At 58.7% G+C, this 16,403-nt stretch carries 25 protein-coding genes and 1 pseudogene; 19 read left to right on the forward strand and 7 right to left on the reverse strand.

Annotation, left to right across the window (positions count from 1 at the left end; translation table 11 throughout):
• Positions 1-130: 130 nt before the first annotated feature.
• Complete coding sequence (locus OCW50_RS19240) at positions 131-949, reverse strand: tetratricopeptide repeat protein (RefSeq protein WP_262267181.1); 819 nt, start codon at positions 947-949, stop codon at positions 131-133.
• A 92-nt stretch (positions 950-1,041) separates the two neighbouring features.
• Between OCW50_RS19240 and OCW50_RS19245 the strand changes: the two genes are divergently transcribed.
• The 3 genes from OCW50_RS19245 to OCW50_RS19255 are packed head-to-tail and all read left to right on the forward strand — an operon-like array spanning position 1,042 to position 2,535.
• Positions 1,042-1,626 carry a hypothetical protein gene (locus OCW50_RS19245; protein WP_262267180.1) on the forward strand — a complete coding sequence of 195 codons (585 nt, stop codon included), beginning with the start codon at positions 1,042-1,044 and terminating at the stop codon, positions 1,624-1,626.
• Between the two features lie 54 nt (positions 1,627-1,680).
• A complete protein-coding gene (locus OCW50_RS19250) occupies positions 1,681-1,974 on the forward strand; it encodes a hypothetical protein (RefSeq protein ID WP_262267179.1) in 294 nt (97 codons plus the stop codon).
• Positions 1,975-2,535, forward strand: a complete 561-nt coding sequence (locus OCW50_RS19255) for an ImmA/IrrE family metallo-endopeptidase (RefSeq protein ID WP_262267178.1) — start codon at positions 1,975-1,977, stop codon at positions 2,533-2,535.
• Between the two features lie 112 nt (positions 2,536-2,647).
• On the opposite strand, the pseudogene OCW50_RS19260 reads toward OCW50_RS19255, so the two are convergent.
• From OCW50_RS19260 to OCW50_RS19270, 3 genes and pseudogenes are all read right to left on the reverse strand, one after another.
• Positions 2,648-3,891, reverse strand: a pseudogene (locus OCW50_RS19260) (flavin-dependent oxidoreductase).
• Between the two features lie 54 nt (positions 3,892-3,945).
• A complete protein-coding gene (locus OCW50_RS19265; RefSeq protein ID WP_262267176.1) occupies positions 3,946-4,404 on the reverse strand; it encodes a cupin domain-containing protein in 459 nt (152 codons plus the stop codon).
• Positions 4,405-4,465: 61 nt separating this feature from the next.
• Positions 4,466-5,638: an ABC transporter substrate-binding protein gene (locus OCW50_RS19270; RefSeq protein WP_262267175.1), complete on the reverse strand. Its 1,173-nt coding sequence runs from the start codon at positions 5,636-5,638 to the stop codon at positions 4,466-4,468.
• A gap of 346 nt (positions 5,639-5,984) precedes the next feature.
• Between OCW50_RS19270 and OCW50_RS19275 the strand changes: the two genes are divergently transcribed.
• From OCW50_RS19275 to OCW50_RS19290, 4 genes are all read left to right on the forward strand, one after another.
• Entirely contained in the window at positions 5,985-6,149 is a 165-nt protein-coding gene (locus OCW50_RS19275; protein ID WP_262267174.1) for a hypothetical protein, read from the forward strand.
• An 80-nt stretch (positions 6,150-6,229) separates the two neighbouring features.
• Complete coding sequence (locus OCW50_RS19280; RefSeq protein WP_262267173.1) at positions 6,230-6,937, forward strand: hypothetical protein; 708 nt, start codon at positions 6,230-6,232, stop codon at positions 6,935-6,937.
• 9 nt (positions 6,938-6,946) lie between these two features.
• Positions 6,947-7,303: a hypothetical protein gene (locus tag OCW50_RS19285; protein ID WP_262267172.1), complete on the forward strand. Its 357-nt coding sequence runs from the start codon at positions 6,947-6,949 to the stop codon at positions 7,301-7,303.
• A gap of 419 nt (positions 7,304-7,722) precedes the next feature.
• Positions 7,723-8,139 carry a hypothetical protein gene (locus tag OCW50_RS19290; protein WP_262267171.1) on the forward strand — a complete coding sequence of 139 codons (417 nt, stop codon included), beginning with the start codon at positions 7,723-7,725 and terminating at the stop codon, positions 8,137-8,139.
• Positions 8,140-8,247: 108 nt separating this feature from the next.
• Here OCW50_RS19290 and OCW50_RS19295 read toward each other — a convergent pair whose 3' ends face one another.
• On the reverse strand, positions 8,248-9,384 hold the full coding sequence (locus OCW50_RS19295; RefSeq protein ID WP_262267170.1) for a calcium-binding protein: 1,137 nt from the start codon (positions 9,382-9,384) through the stop codon (positions 8,248-8,250).
• Between the two features lie 160 nt (positions 9,385-9,544).
• On the opposite strand from OCW50_RS19295, the gene OCW50_RS19300 reads away from it, so the two are divergent.
• From OCW50_RS19300 to OCW50_RS19320, 5 genes are all read left to right on the forward strand, one after another.
• On the forward strand, positions 9,545-9,883 hold the full coding sequence (locus OCW50_RS19300) for a hypothetical protein (protein WP_262267169.1): 339 nt from the start codon (positions 9,545-9,547) through the stop codon (positions 9,881-9,883).
• 86 nt (positions 9,884-9,969) lie between these two features.
• A complete protein-coding gene (locus tag OCW50_RS19305) occupies positions 9,970-10,371 on the forward strand; it encodes a hypothetical protein (protein ID WP_262267168.1) in 402 nt (133 codons plus the stop codon).
• Positions 10,372-10,646: 275 nt separating this feature from the next.
• Positions 10,647-11,060, forward strand: coding sequence for a hypothetical protein (locus OCW50_RS19310; RefSeq protein WP_262267166.1), 414 nt, complete (start codon positions 10,647-10,649; stop codon positions 11,058-11,060).
• Positions 11,061-11,091: 31 nt separating this feature from the next.
• On the forward strand, positions 11,092-11,316 hold the full coding sequence (locus tag OCW50_RS19315; RefSeq protein WP_114944390.1) for a hypothetical protein: 225 nt from the start codon (positions 11,092-11,094) through the stop codon (positions 11,314-11,316).
• Between the two features lie 38 nt (positions 11,317-11,354).
• Positions 11,355-11,996 (forward strand): hypothetical protein, encoded by a 642-nt coding sequence (locus OCW50_RS19320; protein WP_262298613.1) that lies wholly within the window; start codon positions 11,355-11,357, stop codon positions 11,994-11,996.
• Positions 11,997-12,174: 178 nt separating this feature from the next.
• Here OCW50_RS19320 and OCW50_RS19325 read toward each other — a convergent pair whose 3' ends face one another.
• Positions 12,175-12,345 (reverse strand): hypothetical protein, encoded by a 171-nt coding sequence (locus tag OCW50_RS19325; RefSeq protein ID WP_262267164.1) that lies wholly within the window; start codon positions 12,343-12,345, stop codon positions 12,175-12,177.
• Positions 12,346-12,708: 363 nt separating this feature from the next.
• On the opposite strand from OCW50_RS19325, the gene OCW50_RS19330 reads away from it, so the two are divergent.
• The 6 genes from OCW50_RS19330 to OCW50_RS19355 all read left to right on the forward strand — a co-directional run bounded on the left by OCW50_RS19330 (position 12,709) and on the right by OCW50_RS19355 (position 15,373).
• On the forward strand, positions 12,709-12,957 hold the full coding sequence (locus OCW50_RS19330) for a hypothetical protein (protein ID WP_262267163.1): 249 nt from the start codon (positions 12,709-12,711) through the stop codon (positions 12,955-12,957).
• Between the two features lie 156 nt (positions 12,958-13,113).
• Positions 13,114-13,401 carry a hypothetical protein gene (locus tag OCW50_RS19335; protein ID WP_262267162.1) on the forward strand — a complete coding sequence of 96 codons (288 nt, stop codon included), beginning with the start codon at positions 13,114-13,116 and terminating at the stop codon, positions 13,399-13,401.
• A 124-nt stretch (positions 13,402-13,525) separates the two neighbouring features.
• A complete protein-coding gene (locus OCW50_RS19340) occupies positions 13,526-13,669 on the forward strand; it encodes a hypothetical protein (RefSeq protein WP_262298614.1) in 144 nt (47 codons plus the stop codon).
• A gap of 47 nt (positions 13,670-13,716) precedes the next feature.
• The gene (locus tag OCW50_RS19345; RefSeq protein WP_262267160.1) at positions 13,717-14,136 is read left to right on the forward strand and encodes a BA14K family protein; all 420 of its coding nucleotides are present in this window, start codon (positions 13,717-13,719) and stop codon (positions 14,134-14,136) included.
• A 238-nt stretch (positions 14,137-14,374) separates the two neighbouring features.
• Positions 14,375-14,785, forward strand: coding sequence for a BA14K family protein (locus OCW50_RS19350; protein WP_262267159.1), 411 nt, complete (start codon positions 14,375-14,377; stop codon positions 14,783-14,785).
• Positions 14,786-14,950: 165 nt separating this feature from the next.
• Entirely contained in the window at positions 14,951-15,373 is a 423-nt protein-coding gene (locus tag OCW50_RS19355; RefSeq protein ID WP_262267158.1) for a hypothetical protein, read from the forward strand.
• 1 nt (position 15,374) lies between these two features.
• Here the strand turns inward: OCW50_RS19355 and OCW50_RS19360 are convergent, their stop codons facing one another.
• Positions 15,375-15,779, reverse strand: a complete 405-nt coding sequence (locus OCW50_RS19360) for a hypothetical protein (protein WP_262298615.1) — start codon at positions 15,777-15,779, stop codon at positions 15,375-15,377.
• Between the two features lie 58 nt (positions 15,780-15,837).
• On the opposite strand from OCW50_RS19360, the gene OCW50_RS19365 reads away from it, so the two are divergent.
• A complete protein-coding gene (locus OCW50_RS19365; RefSeq protein WP_262267156.1) occupies positions 15,838-16,281 on the forward strand; it encodes a hypothetical protein in 444 nt (147 codons plus the stop codon).
• Positions 16,282-16,403 lie beyond the last annotated feature (122 nt).

Consider the following 16,403-nt stretch of genomic DNA (forward strand, 5'->3'; position numbering starts at 1 on the left):
GCCGGCCCTACTCAGGGTCGGCTTTTTGCATGGGCGCATCCTTATGGATCCAGGACAACACCGGGCAGGCATCAGCTATCCTCTACAAGCCCTCCAGTGCCACGGCTTCACGGGCCGAGCCAGCCACCGCTTAGCCGCGGCCTCGGATCTTGCGTACGGCCCATCCCACAAACGCTTTGGCCCCAAGCAGCAGCCCCACTGGGATACAGGCCAAGACACCTAAGATCCCCAATCCGGCGATTATCGGCATGATGCCGCTCGACTTCTCAAAGGAGTCGACACCGGGCTGCAATTCCTTGGCCCGGTTCAACGCCGCAGCCGCCTGGTCGGCGGTTAGAGCCTGGCCTAAGTGAACCTTCAACTCGCGTGCAGCTTGCTCGGGCTCGAAGTCGCTGCCGTCGAGATGGTACTCGGCGATAGTTGCCCAAGCATAGGCTTCGATCCGATTCTGGGACGTTCCTGTGCCTTCGGAATAGAGACGCGCCAAGGGCAGATAGGCATAGCGATCGCCTAGTTCGGCCGCCCGGAGATACCAACGTAGGGCCTCCGCTTCGTTCTTCTCGACCCCACGGCCCTTTAGCGAAAGGTAGGCGTACTGGGTCGCGCTCTCGCCCATTCCTGCCTCAGCACCCCGCCGGTACCAATAGGCTGCCTCAGGATACTCGCGGTCCTGCTCGTGTATCTCGGCCATTGACCAAAGGGAAAACCGGTCACCCTTCTCGGCAGCCCGGCGGAACCACTCCTTGGCCTCAGGGCGGCGGCTTCGGTTCCGGAGCATCAGGCCCATCCAGGCCTCGGCGCGACTATCGCCCGTTCTGGCGAACTGCTCCATGCCGGCCAGATCGCCCTTCCGCCAGAGTAGGCGCAGGTCCTCATCGGTCTGCGCACGCGCGCCGGTTTGGCCGATCGCAAATACTGCCAACACCAGAATGGCCAGTCTCGATCGCATGGCTGGACGATCAATTCCCGAAGAAAACCCCCCTGATCGATAGCACGGCTTTTCGGTTATCACGACCATTTTGTCCTAACGAGCCATCGCCCATGACAGACAAACTCACGTTCCTGAAGTCCCTTCATGCTGATCTGAAGGCGAGCCGTCAGCCCAGTCGGGCTCTCGACGCTCGAATATTTCAAGCTTTCGATCCCGAGGCGCGGGTTCTGCCCTGGCCGAAATGGATTGACCAGCAGATCGCTGGGCGCGACGATTTCAAGGGCATCAAGCATTTCACCAGCTCGGTCGATGCTGCGCTTTCGACTTTCGCGGACCCTGATGCGGCATCGATCCTTCGGGAGGTAGCCCGCGACCTCGAGAAGCCCGAGCATCCGAACAGGGCTGATGTACTGCCTCACATCGCTAGGACCATCGTGCTCAAGAACATTGAGCACACGATCATGCAGATGACCCTCACCGGCGACATCTTCACTCACGGGTTCCGTCCCGGGGAACGGGTCACACTCACCAAGGCGATCAGTTCGGAAGGCTCGACTTTCCAATCGGGGACCGAAATGGAAATCGAACAGGTCTACGACAACAGCATCGACCTCATCCATCGGGAGAGCGACGTGATGATGTGGGTTCGTCCGGACGAAATCGCGAAGATCGAAGCACCGCACCGTCAGGTATGACGGCGCACATCCCGCCCACTTGGCCCTGGTTAACGTCAAGCTGAAAGAGAACGCATGACTGATACGAACCTTGTGATAGAGGCCGCCAAGCGGCTCGACCCATCCGCCTGGGCTGCCGAAAAGGTAACGATCGCCCATCAACCGCTCGCCCAGGACTTCGCAGACCGCCGAGCCAAGTCCCTCCAGGCGGTTCGCCTCGTCTTGGAAACCCTCAAGGAACCGACGGACGGCATGCTTGAGGCCGGATTCTACGCAATTCCGAAGCCCCGGCCTTACGACACTAGCCGTTTGAAGAAGTCGTTGATCGGCATGCTCAACTTCGTTCTCGGACAGGTGGAGGGGAAGTAAATGCGCCTGCCCCGCAACGCTCACGATCCTATCCCCTGCGGTCTCTCCAGAGATCAAATTTTCGCCCAGGCAGCGAGGTTCGCGAAGGATGTCGGGTTTACGGTCGGCACGCCGGCGGTGAGCCTTCTCAGTCCGATGGGTGGCAAAACCGGGTTCATGAACGGTCTCGCCGACGTGATCATCGGCGCGATGCCCAGCGAACACAGTGACAGCCTAATTGTCTATGGAGAACGGGATTTCCTGGTTCTGCTCAAGCCGTCCGATAATCCAGACCTCCCCCGGGCAAACCTCGAGGTCGCCAAGGCCATCGGCCACTACGTGCTTCACGCTCCGAAGGTCCGGGAGAAGCACGGCGCCGACGCCGGATTGATCGTCCGGCACTATCCGAAGACCAAGCAGGAAGAGCAGTGCCACCGCGAGGCCGTGCAGTTTGCCTTCGGGCTCTTGGCGCCGCTTAACCGGCTGAAAACCGAATGGGAGCGTGCCAATGGCGACCTCAGAAAGCTGCGGGAGATCTTCCGCATGCCCTCGGAACTGATCGAGGCGCTCTATCAAAGCTGAAGGGCAATCGCTTCTAGCTGGCCAACTTTATCCCAGGGACCTTGAGACAGCACTTACGGTCCCATCCTGTTGAGCCAATATGCTCATCGCATGGTGACATTCATTGTCGGCTTCAGGCAGCGTGGCTTAACTTGTCAGGCGAAAAGCCTGCCTTTCTGGCATAGCCTCTGACGATCGCAGCGCGGTCTTCATGGGAAAGGACCTTGTCAATATCGGTAAAGCCGTTCGGCGCGAGCTCCTCGACGGCATCAATGACACCTTCGGGTCCGCCTGTCCGGTTGGAGCGGACGATCTCGGCGGTTTTTGGAAGCCGTTCCCGCTCATAAGACACGAGGGCCTGGACCGGGTGCTCTGCTGCCACAAGATTGTCCGCAAGGCAGCGAGCGTCGAGAATTGCTTGGCTCGCGCCATTGGAGCCTACTGGATACATCGGGTGCGCTGCATCTCCGAGCAGCGTGATGCGCCCGTGAGTCCACCGCGGGAGCGGATCGCGGTCGCACATCGGGTACTCCCAAAACTCAGGCGTCTGCTCGATGAGTTGGCTCACATTCAGGTGCGGAATTGAGAAGCGCTCCACATGTGGCATCAGTTCCTCGCGCGAGCCAGGCCGGGACCAGTCCTCCCGCCGGGGTGGCGGCGAGGACCCATCACCCAGTCTGACAGCGACAGCCCAGTTGGTTAGCTTCACTCCAGGCCGCCAGCCTTCAGCGATGGGATAAACCACGACCTTCGCACGCATTCCGCCGGCAACGATCATGGAGCGGCCTGTCAGGAACGCCGGCCACTCCGTGGCCCCCCGCCACAACATGATGCCATTCCAACAGGGTGGCCCCTAATTGGGGAACAGCTTATTGCGTACGGTCGAATGGATACCGTCCGCTCCGATCAGTATGTCCCCTCTTGATGTGTGGACGTGACGGCCCGCCCGATCAAAGAAGTAGGCGGACACGCCCCCTCATCCTGATTGAATGCACCAAGACGGCAACCGGTTCTAATAGCCTCACGTCCAAGCCGCTGCTCAACGGCCCGGTGAATGACGGCTTGAAGTCGCCCGCGGTGGATCGAAAACTGCGGAACATCGAAGCCCGCCTCGATGCCTCTTGGTTCACGCCAGATCTCCTGACCAAACCGGTTGGTGTAGATCAGCTCATAGGTTCGGATTGCTACCTCGTCCAGCCGATCCAACAGACCGAGCTGCTTGAGTTCCTTTATGGCATGGGGGAGAGTGTTGATCCCGACCCCCAATTCCCGGATGGCATCGGTCTGTTCATAGAGCTCTGCCGTTATGCCTCTCGAGTGGAGCATGAGGGCCGTCGTAAGACCGCCGATGCCGCCGCCGACGATGATGGCTTTCATCGATATTCCTCCTGATCTCTACTGAGGCTGATGACAGCAGAATTCTCCAAGCGCCTACGTTGCAGGCTGTGCTGGAGGCGGCAGGAATTCGACCTCGTGCTGCGCAGACAAGGCGACGACTGCGTCTGGTGCTTGCTCGGTCATGTTATGGATTCCCCAGAACAGATCATAGAGCTTACCGGTCGGGGAGACCCAGAACAGGCATTTCGCAGTAGCCCCCGACTTGTTGAAGATCCCGTGGGGCACACCCATGGGAAGGCGGACGAGATCACCTGGGGTGGCCGATGTCTCCTCCCCATTCAGCCAGAAGTCCAAGCGTCCTTCCAGGATGTAGAGGTATTCATCCTGTGTTGGATGAATGTGGGGCGGCACGAAGGTATCAGGGGGGAACGTCGCATGCCAGGAGAACGAATGCTCTGTCCTATGTTTGGGCACGTAAGTTTGGCCGAGGATGTTCCACTTAATCCCGTCGAGTCCTTCGTTGGCGCGCGTGACGCCTGCTGTCTCGCTCATGCTTTAGCCTCCAAACTGTGTTGCTGCCTTGCTTCTGACCCTCAATGATAGCCCGTCAGGATCAGCTCTGAGGCTTGCATTCCTTGGCATAGCCATCCTGGTAACCTTCAAATACCTTCTCGACGATCTCGGTCTGGAACTTCCCGTCAGGACGTTTGGCGGCCTTCACTAAGTAGAAGTCCTGGATCGGGAAGCCGTTCGGGCCGAACTTGAAATTGCCACGCAGAGATTGGAAGTCTGCCTTCTTGATGGCCTCACGCAGCGCTTCCTTATTGTCAGTCTTGCCGCCAGTGGCTTTCAGCGCACTGTCGATCAGGAGTGCCGCATCGTATGCCTGCATCGCATAGGAACCCGGAACAGAGTTGTAAGCGGCCTCATAGGCGGACACGAACTTCTTACTTTGGGGATTATCCATGTTCGGTGCCCATGTCATGCCACCGAACATGCCGAGTGCCGCATCCTGCTGGGCAGGTAGTGTTGACTCGTCGACCGTGAAGGCAGACAGGAACGGTATGCGGTCCGTCAACCCTGCCTGCTTGTACTGCTTGACGAGGTTCACGCCCATGCCGCCTGGCATAAAGGTGAAGACGGCATCCGGGCTCATCGAGGCGATCTTCGCAAGCTCGGACTGGAAGTCGAGGGTGTTGAGCGGAACGTAGGACTCCTCGAGGATCTCGCCCTTGTAGTGTCGCTTGAAGCCGGCCAGTGCATCCTTGCCCGCCTGATAGTTTGGAGCGAGGAGATAGACCTTCTTATGGCCGCGGTTTTGCGCAACCTTGCCCAGCACTTCGTGAACTTGATCGTTCTGATAAGAGGTTACAAAGAAGTTGGGATCACAGCCTTTCCCGGCGAAGGTCGAGGTGCCAGCGTTAGGGCTGATTAAAATAGTCCCTGACTCTGTGATGGGCTTGTGAATTGCTTGCAGGACATTAGAAAAGATCGGCCCGACGACAAAGTCGACCTTGTCGCGCTCCAACAAACTCTTGACTTTGGTGACGGCAACATCGGGTTTAAGCTCATCATCGATAACAATGGCCTCGACCCCCCGGCCACCTAATGCTCCCCCGAGATCCTTCACAGCAAGATTGAAGCCGTCGCGAGCCTGCTGCCCGAGCAGGGCGGATGGGCCGGAGAGCGTTAAGACCAGGCCGACTTTGACCTTCTCCTGTGCAACAGCCGGCCCTACGATGGAACTCACAAGGGCTACTGCACTGAGTAGTGATAACAGCTTCATCACCCGGACCCTCATAGTTGTTATTTTCAGGAACTGAGTATCGATAGGACTTTGTGTACTGGCAAGACGTAAAATATGCAGTGGGCGGGGAACCCCCGGTAAGATAATTACGCTAAGCCATTGCCCGCCGCCAGAACCCAGGGGCAATCTCAGTCCGGACTCTCCTAACCCTTTTTCTCAGGGGAGAGGACAAATCCTCTCTCCTAAGGCCCTGCCCTCGAGGCGGTTTTGTCGTCTTGCCTTGATCCGGCCAAGCGATCATCGGATTGCTGAAATCCCCGCAAAAGGACTTCGGCCCGTGACAGATCAAACGAACCCACCGCTTCGGAATGATGAGGGCCTTCCCATGGAAAAGCTTTCCCGCGCTCAACTTGAGTCCATCGCCCGCTGGATTGGCGCTGTCACCTCCCACCCGGACGCGACGGCCGAGCAGCTTGAAGCCGTGTACGAGTACGTGAGCACCGCCCGGCTCAAGGATATTGCCGAGACTGCCAAGGCGCTCGGCTACTGAGAACAGGGCCCCAACGGTAACCTCTTTCGAGGGCCGTCCGCGAAGGAAGATGATTTTAAATCCCCGGAAGGAAAAAGATCATGGACGCAGTTGGCATCATTTTCACCGTCGTCGAGACCCATCGCCTGGCTTCGATTGCTGAGGTCGGTCTGAAGAGCCAGCTCTTCCGCTTGGACAATGAGGAACTGATCGACGGCTTCGTGTTCGGCCGCGATCTCAACGCCATCCGCGTCTCGGACCTCGTCAACGCCGAGAATGCCCCATTCACGATCATTGGCTTCAACGCCGATTCGATCTCCGAGATCGTCGACATCATGTCGCTGACTGGCGGTGTCGAGCACCACGGTATCAGGGAGATGGCCTACTCGACCGAGCCGTTCACCATCCCGGCCTCCGAGCTCGAGTATCTCGACGTGGCGGGTGACTGCTGGATGCAGGTTGAAGGCTACAAGGCCCCGCCGGCGCATTTCGAGATGCTGACGGTATCTGCCAACGAGAACGGTGTCGAAGCGGAACTCGTTGGGGACACCGAGGTCCTCGGTTCGGATCTCCCGGCGGCCACTGAGGCGCCGGCTGCGTCGACGGTCGCGGAAAGCGCTCCCGAGAAGAAGAAGTACGATCGGCCGTATCTGCCGCCGAAGGAGTATTTCAAGATGCTGCGCGAAACCGGCCAGTATGTCCCCCGCTCTAAGAAGGCCGATAAAAAGCCTTCCAAGCGCGTGCGGTCCGAGGCCGAGCTTCGCGCCATCGGCGGCTTCTACGCTCGCCAGCGCCAGCAAGCCGCCTAAGATCGCTCCATGTCCGATCTCCATCAGGGAGCCGACGGCGCCATCGCCGTCGGCCAGCGGGTTCGCTATGTCGGTCACCCAGAGATGACCACCTGGAACAAGCCCTGCATCGGCGTTACGGGACGGCTCACTCTAGAGCACGTGTTCCAGTCCAAATACACTGAGACCGAGCAAACCCTTTGGGTTTTTGAGCCGGAACTGCCAGGCAAGTGCCTGCCGCCGTGGATGTATGTCCGGTCTCGCGATATTCGGCCTATCGCAGAGGACGTTCCGTCTCAGGGGGAGGCCTCCCTTTCAGGGGACTGTTCGTATGAGGCCATGCTGCGGAAGGCCGGTATTGCCAACGCGGATTGCTCCCGGCCCTGAGGCCGAGAGCAAATTTCACTTCTTGAGCGCAAGGATCAGTGCGGCGATAGCCGAAATAATCTGCGCGACGTCGATCACTACGGTCACTTCCATTGGAATTTTCCATGAAATGACCCATGGCCACAGGTCGCAAAACCTAGGGCAGAGCTAGCTCCGGTTTGAGAACGTCGCGGCTTTGAAGCTCTTACAGCTTCCCATCCGGCCGGTACGGGCGCACAGGAACGTTTCTCTTCCATTCCTGAGGTATGTCTCACGCTCATTCAGCGTGCCTGACCAGCACCAACATAAGTGCCCGTCCTTATGATTCAATAGATTTCCAACTTCTCAGTTCCTTCGAAATTGTGGACGGATGTCCTATCGCTTTCCTGCCGGAAGGATCGAACTCGATTTGGTCCAAATCCCCGAATGAGGATTGAGCGATGGCAAAGGCGGCACCCCACGAATGCACCCGTTGCGGCGGCACGGGCATGACCACCCACATCCGGGTCCATTATGGTATCCCCGGCCTCTGCTTCGCCTGCGACGGTGACGGCAAGCGCGAAACCCAGGTGAAGAACATTGAGGCTGCCAAGCGGGCAAAACAGGTTCGGGCGCTTGCCGAAAGGGCCAATGCCGAAATCCGCGCCCTTGCGGAGGAGAACGGGGGCCAGAACCTCCTCCTTCCCTATGAGAAGCGCCGAGCCTTCGCATTCTCCGAGGTCTTCTCGACCGCGCAGTACGCCGAGAAGTTCAACATGAAGCCCAGAGAGGCCTTCATCGAGCTTGCCCGGTCCTGGCCGCATTATCGGATCTGGACCGACGAACAGGGGCAGCCGAAGGGTTGGTGGTACGCTTGAGGGGTGCCGCCAGAAAGACGATGCCCAATAAATAAAGCCTGCCGATGTCAGTCGGCAGGCTTTTTTCATGCTTGGTTTTTCAAACCCAAGTGTCGGTAGGCTGAGTCCTTAAAGGACGTAGAAGTCCTTCACGTTTACAGCAGCCTTATTGGTGAGGGTTGCGAAGTGAACCGATGCGGCACTGCCGGTGCCATCCGCGTCGTAGAACAGCTTGCCCGTATCCTTCTCATAAATGATCCGGTCTGACCGATCTTGTGCCTGACCCGTCATATTTGAGCGGAACGCTGCGGCCTTCAGTGCACCATCCGCGCCAATTTTCGTGAAAACCGCATTATCAAGCCAGATGGTGTCATCGGCGGCGCGGAAGTCCGTGATCTTGTCATTGTTCGTCGAGCGATTTGGCCGCACGTCAAAGACGAAGTTGTCCCTGCCGCTTCCGCCGGACAGAACGTCATTGCCAGCGCCACCATAAAGGTAATCGTCCCCGCCGAGGCCCTTGATGGTGTCATTGCCACCAAGGCCTTTGAGCCGGTTGTCGCCTGAGTCGCCTATCAGCGTGTTATTGCGGCTGGTCCCAACAATCGGGATCAGGCTTCTAACACTATACGTTCCATCGTCGAAGGAGACGTACTCAACATCGAAGAGGTGGTTGATGTTGAAGTCTTCAACCATGTCCGTGGCTCTGATGGAACCGCTGACAATGTCCTGCTCGAATACCCACTCGCTACTGGATCCATCGAAAGCCGCGGTGTCGATGCCAGCACCGCCATAGAGAGCATCGAGGCCAAGTCCAGGAATGAGCGTGTCGTTGCCGTCGTCACCAAACAAGTAGTCGTACCCACGACCACCTACGAGGATGTCATCGCCCCAACCGCCTTTGATCTGGTTACCGTAGTCGTTTCCTACGAACCGGTCATTGCCTTGGTTGAACCTCACATACCATTCTGGTGCATTGAGGTCGGCAACAGTGGTCTGAATGTTCAAGTCACCAAGGGTCTGAACAAGCGTGCTCCCATCATAGTAGAACACATCTTCGACAACCACGTAGTCGTAGCCGTCATAGTAGTAGTTCACCGTGACGTTGTCATATTGTTCAAATCCATAGGCATTGAACGTGATCGAGTTATAGCCTGGGTTGAGAACACCGCTAGGGTTGGGCGAGGGTATATAGCCCCATCCGTCTGCAGTGAAATCCCACATGTCGATGCCGGAGCCCCAGTAATTCGAGAGTTCAATAGTCGCCATAACCACCTCGGGAGAATTCGTCGGGCGACCATAGCCGAGGAGGTATTGCCGGTTAGTAACCACCCTGCTCGGCCCTATTCGGCCATTCGTCCAGGAGGGTCTGGCTAATTTCTTCCAGAACTGGGGAATAGCTCAAGATCAAAATCCCCGGAGAATTATGATGGCAGCAGCGACCCCCGCAATCGAAATGGGCATGTTCCGGCAATTCTCGTTTCTGAGTTTCCATACGGCGCTGGACGCTTTCACGGCTGTTACCAAGGCCGATCCAACCGGGATCATCCCGATCAGCCATGACGTGACTAACAACCTGGTTCAGGTGTCCGAAGTGGACGGGAACACCGTGCAAGAGATGCTCCGGGCTGCCGGCGTCAATGTCGAGGGCGAGACCGTCACCCTCCCCCTTCAGGAGGTTTGGGCCGCCGATTCCTGTGAGGCTCTCGTGGACGGCTCCGAAGACTATGCCGACGAGGACCGCTGCCTCTTCAGGCTCGCGGCCTGACTGGCGACACCCACTATGCCGATGACCTTTCCCGGCTTGGGATCATCGGAAAACCCGAGATGAAATCCCCAGAAAGGAAGAGGTCCATGCCCGAGCTCCGCTACCACATCGTTCCGCAGGGCCTGATGATGTCGGTCAACGGTGAGCCGACCTATTGGCTCGATCGCAAGGCTTCCTTCGGCATCCTCTGGGAACACATCGACGACACCCAGGTCGAAATCCTCCGGCACGGACGGGTCGAGATGGTTATGGAGCGCGAGGCCTCGTTCAAGGCTTTCTATGGCGAGATCGGCGGGGCGACACCGCGCACGAGCCGCTCTTTCGTGGTTGTCGAGCAACTCGATCACAGCACGATTGACACTCTCAACCGTGTTCTGACCGGCGAAGAGAAGCCCAATGCCGCAGTCACGGCCATGCAGAGGTTGTCTCGAGAGGCCCTGCTGCGGGTCATGCCCGCCCACAAGCGCTACATGCTCGAAGCAGCCTGAGGGAGGGCCATCATGCACCCTCGCCTCTATCGCCCTCGCCAAGTCGTGGTCCTGCGGCTTCACCGGGAGACCATCGCCTCACGAATGGCTGCAGCCTTCGTGTCTCTGCGCGATGAGCCAAGCGGACCTCGCGAAACCTTCCTCCGCCTCCGGGCCGAGGAAGCCCGTCACGCCATCCGGCATCCGGGCCGCAGACACCGCTGACCCACGGGAATTTTCTGTCCTTCTGAGATGGGCAGACACCCTGAGATGAAAATCCCCGAAAGGACACGGCCATGGCGTTCGATTTCTCGAAGATCAAGGTTCTCACGCCGGAGGAGCGCGCAGCACGGGAGGAGGCCGAGCTTCAGGCCCAGATCGCCGAGGATGCCAAGAAGCGGCAGGAACTCTCCAAGCACACGATCACCGTGACCCTGAGTGAGTGCCCGATGCACCGGTTCACGACATCGGGGGACAAGATCGTCGCCTTCCACGGCGCCGATGAGCGCAGCCGCGGCTTTAGCGGGACCTACTTCGTCCCATACTTCCGCGAGCGATCCGAGATCGACGCGATGCTCGCCCCAATGGATCAGGGCACGACCGTCGTGGTGCGCGGCTACTGGAAGAAGCGCACCTGGCGCAACCAGCAGAACCAGGAGGTCGCGTCCTGGGAATTCCAGATCCAATTCGTCGAGCCCAAGCAGGGCTAATTCGTCATTCCGAACCGCAGGAGATTTCGCCATGGTTGAAGCCAAGATCGTATCCGCCCGCATCACTCCGATCTCCCGAGACCGCTTCGGCCCGCTGCCGGAGGTCTTCGCCACCTTCGACGACGGTCGCGAAGTGAGGCTGTTCGACTACTACCCGGATGAACTCAGCTTCTCCGAACGCGAGTTCGTCGGCCTTACCGAGGCAGAGGGACGCCGCCTGAAGGTCACGAAGGACGCCGCGTACCTCCGCTCCTAAGCCTCCCCATTCCCATCCTCGAGAGAAGGATCATGCCGATGCTGGCTGCCACCGACCTGATCGCCACCCACCGCTGCTTCGTGTTCCCGGACAAAGACACGGCCGTGTCGGTCTATGGCGAACTGATGCTCATGACAGAAACCGACTATATGGGCCTGTTCATTGAGCCCCAGGCCAAGACGATCCTCGTCAATGAGCCGTTCGGCGATGCCTTTGTGTCGCTCCTCGATGACACCGGCAATCTCGGTCCCGAAGTTCTGGTAAAACAGAAGATCGGCAATGACTTCTATGATCTCGGCAACGGCGTCGAGGTCCTGCAACGGGCCTGGAAGACCCTGCAATACGGCATCGGCACCGACGGAAACCTTTATCTGATGAGAGGGCCCGATACGGTCCTGTCGATCCCGGCCGACGGCAAACTCGGGCTGTTCTTCGAAACCGACAGCATCCTGGGCGGTACCCTGCATAAGCACGGGCCGGCCGAACTGGTGCAGGAGCAGTTCAACAAGCACCGCCAGGCCTTCCGCTATGCCGGTCTCTATGACAAGGCCAATGCCCTCCAACTGGTCGAGATCCCGGTCGCAGTCCTCACACCGCCAATCATCGCCGAATTAAACGCCTGCCTTTCTATTTCGGGTCGGATTGGGCGAATTACGGATCACCTCAACACATTCCACTGATCGGAACAGTCATGGACGATTGCCCATCCTGTGAAGGCACCGGGGAGCGCGACTGGCTCAGCGGTGCCCGCTGTTACGAATGCAATGGCACGGGCATCGCTAAGGACGATGATCCGTGCCCTGACTGTCGAGGTGATAACGCCTGCTCAGGCCGGTGTTTGGATAACCCGTCCGGTCACTAAGAGTTGAGCGGGCGGCTGATACGAAAGTCCTCGAAGAGGTCGCTCACGAAGTGGTGGGAGGCACTCTCCAGCGCCCGGATCCTCTCTTCAACCAGGTCGGCCAGAACGCTCCTCGGGTGCGAATTCCGCAATTCGTTCACCGCTTTCTTGATCTGCTCGAGATCCAAGGGGGAAATCGTCGCCCTCTGACTACCTCTTGGCCCTTGTTCCAAAGTCATTCCTCGTCTCCACGTGTGCCGACGATGCGGCGGAATAGCCCCAGCCCAACAGCCACCCCGAGGTGGGGTCTGCCCCTGGCGGTTTCTATTGAGGCCCTGATTACGAATTCGTTATTGCGCCGGCTCCTCACCGGCATGTGAACAATGGCCCACCCACAGCATCGGGTCGATTACGCCAGAGGTAACGGGAATCGTCCCCGGTCGGCCGCCTATGCTGGGGAAATCTGACCGATCTTGTCGAAGTTTGTCTGATTTGGGCTACAACTGAGTAAAGGGGAGGATGACGCTCCCCAAAATCATCGGGGGAAAACGATGTTCTCGTTTCTATCGCAATTCTTCCTGGGAGAACCGCCGCAGGCGCGAGACTTCAATATCGGGGCGATCTACCACTCCCCGAACCTCCATGCGTTCTTCATGTTCGGTCTCATTCTGCTCTGCATGTGCCTGACACCGGCAGCGGTGACCCTCTGGAAATCCCAAAGGCAAGGATGGGCCAGTATGCTGGGCCTGGTGGCTGTTATTGGGGTCGCCATTGCGACAGGGGGCGTTTACGCCAGCTGATATTCAGAGGCGAAATACCCGAACCTTCAAGGAGCGCTGGCGAAGAAAACAGCCGCCGCCGGCAGCACAACCTCCCGCACCTTCGATTAACCCGGGTGCTGGCTGAGTAAAAACCCCAAGGAGCCACTTGCCCGTCAAAGGAAGGGAGGGCGGTTCGTGTCCGAATTCATCATTGAGGCGACGATCACAGGGCCGCAGGCGACCATCGGCGAATTCAGATCTCAGTTTCTGGGTTCCTTTCCCGCCATCAGGAAAGACAACTCCGAGGAGATCATCGTCGCCCTATCGGGGGGCGACCAAGACCCCCGTCCCACTCTCCTGAACCTGTCCAGCGAATTCCCCACCCTGACTTTCTCAATTGTGGAATACGCGGCCGATCTCGGGAGAGAGCAGGTATCCCATCGTTGGATCGCGCAAGACGGCGAAGCGCACTCGGGCTTGTAGCGGCTCAAACCCTGGCGTTCGGGGGAATCCGGTCTGATCCATCGCACTGGGAATGTCCGGAATCTTACTTCGGATCATGAGCGTGAAGATGAATTCAGAAAAATCCCCAGAAAGGATCAGGACAATGGCGCGCTTCAACCCGGTTCAGGCAGCTCTCGCCAACGCACGCAGCCAGGGCCGCAGCACCCACAAGGTTATCGACACCCGCCGCAAGGGCAAGGGCGTCCCCTACAACCGCGCCGCTGCCAAGCGCCGCGACGACTACTGAGCCGGCCCAACCTTCGCCCTCCATCGTCGAAATAGAAAGCAGCCTCGATGCGCAAGATCGCGACCCTGTTTCTCGCCCTGCTGACTCTCGGCATCTCCTTCGCGGAAGCCACAGCGCAATCCCGGTACCCCGGGGGCTATGCTGAAAGCCGGTACGGCCGGGATCGATACTCCGGCTATGAGCGCGGGTATCGACCTCAGTATGCCGAGCCCCGTCACTATGGCCGCCCTCGACACTACCTTGGGGACAACGGCGACGCCATCGGAGCAGGGATCCTGGCACTGACCCTAGGCGCAGCCGTCGTGGGCGCGATCGCCAACCAAGCACAGGTCCAGGCTGCTCCACCTCCTCCGGCTACAACTGACCCCCAGCTCGCTGCCTACTGCGCTCGTCGGTTTCGATCCTACGATCCAATGACCGGGACCTACCTGACGGGAGCTGGGGAACGCTTCGTCTGCACCTATTGATCGATGGCGCTCTGACGCCAGGGAAGAGGCTCGACTTGAGCCTCTTTTTTTATGTTCGGGTCAAGAAACCCAGCCGCCGTCAGGATTACGAATTTGTAATCCCCCACGGGCGCTTCGTTCATCCACGATTTATTTCCGCCCCCCGATAATCTGTCCTATAAACCGAAGCGCCAGACGGAACGGCTATCACCATGCCGGACCCGTTTGGACCTCACAGGTAAAGGTCAATCAGACGATCATGCGTAAGCTAACTTCTCTCGTTCTCGCCGCCTCTGTCTTAGCGGCTCCTGTGTCTCAGGCGATTGCAGCACCCCGCGCCAAGATGCCGGAGATCACCAAGCAGTACCCGGGTGAGAGCTACACCCAATACCGCCGGTACTACGGCGGTCCGCGCTACTATGGCGGCCCACGCTATTATCACCGCCACGGCGGAAACGGCGGCGCGGTTGCTGCTGGCGTGCTTGGCCTCGCCGCTGGCGCTCTGGTCGCTGGCGCGATCGCCAACCAGGCACAGGCCGCTCCGCCGCCGCCTCCCGGCACGCAGGATCCGCAACTCGCGGCCTACTGCGCCCGCAAGTACCGGTCGTACGACCCGGTCACGGGGACGTTCATGGCAAACAACGGCTATCGCTACGTCTGCACCTACTAATCGGCTTGGTACAGGGATCACGCAAAGAGGCTCCTTCGGGGCCTCTTTTTTATGGGCGTATCGTCAAACCTCTGGAAACCAGACCAATCACGATCCGGGCTTTCTTCAGTTCCTCTAAAATCATCCCATCGATCCGATGATTTGAGAAACCCCGAAAGGTTCGAAATGACCGATGCTCCCGCCTCCCAGCCGCAGGACCTCCCGAGCGATCCGATGACGGATGTCGGTCACCTCCTGATCCGCGCCTATAATGGCGACCAGTTCGACCCGTTCTTTGTGGTCGGTCACCCGAGCCGGACAAAGGAGCCGAACGTCATCATCCGATCCTGCTTCTATTACTCGATCCTGATGACGCCGAAGATCACGATGATCTACGACAACAGCGGCCGCGGCGGCATGTGCGACATGACCGTCGACGAGATTCCCGTGATCTGGAAAACGCCCGCTCTGCTCGAAAGCCTGGGAACGACCTTCGAGGCCCTTCAGGATGGTACCGCCGTCATTATGGCGACAGAGGCACCGAAACCGGACATCGACCTCTGGGCCCGGATTGCCGAGGCCGAAGGGAAGGTCCTGAATGCCGCCTGACTCAGCGCAGCTCCCTCCGGGGATAGGAATACTCGTTTTGAGATCCATCCTCGTGCCGCTCGACGATCCGGACCCGCTTGCCCTTGTCGAGAACCTCAACTGTCACGACGCTATCCAGCGGATCGGTTCGCCAGCGGCCGGTTTCGGCGGCCCAGATCACCCTGGTCCCCTCCAGACGGCAACGATATTTCCAAAGCGTCCCATCCGACGGGCGATTATAGGAGACGATGGTGATCTCTCCTTCGGGCTGGGCTTTCATGATGGACGGCTTTCTGCCCATCACGCCGCCCATTGCCGCACGACAAATCTCGCCTCGCTCGGCGGGAGTGAGTTCGGCTGCATAAGCCGGTCCTGCCACGGCTAACCCTACGACCAGGATTCCAAAACGCTTCATCGCTATACCCATCTGAATTCTGGTATGGGGCTACTAATACTCGATCGATTCCGCTCTCGGATTACCTGCTATGTTGCCGAAATTCCATAAGCCACTTCTCATAAGCGCACTGCTTGGTGCCACTCTGAGCGGAGTTGGGACAGGCCCTACCTCTGCCGGTGAGCTCTATATCTATGAGCACAACCAGTCGGTCATCGACTGGTTTGTCGTCGGAGATAAAATCAAGGCAACCTATTCCAAGCCAAAGGCCAGCCTCGCAGCGGCAGGGGTCAAGGAGGGGGCAGTCCTTTTCGAAGGGGACTACGAAGGAAACCGGATCGTCGGCACCGCGTTCGCTTTCAAATCCGGCTGTGCCCCTGCCGCCTACCAGGTGATCGGTATGGAGCAGGGAAGCCAGATCATCCTTCGCGGTCCGGGCCCAGTCAGATCCAAGACCGGATGTGACGTCATCGGCTACTCCGCAAAAAGCCCTCATGCTGAACTGACGTTCCACTATTCTGCCACCCACCATTGATCGTCAGGCCCTTGCCTGCCTGCTGGATCCCGCCGGGTCAGCCTGTGTTATGATCCGCAGTGATTCAAACGGACGGTTGCAGTGATGGAGGCGTCACTCCTTAGCAGCTTCGCTTGCCATGA

The organism is Microvirga sesbaniae (assembly GCF_025460805.1).
GTDB lineage: Bacteria > Pseudomonadota > Alphaproteobacteria > Rhizobiales > Beijerinckiaceae > Microvirga > Microvirga sesbaniae.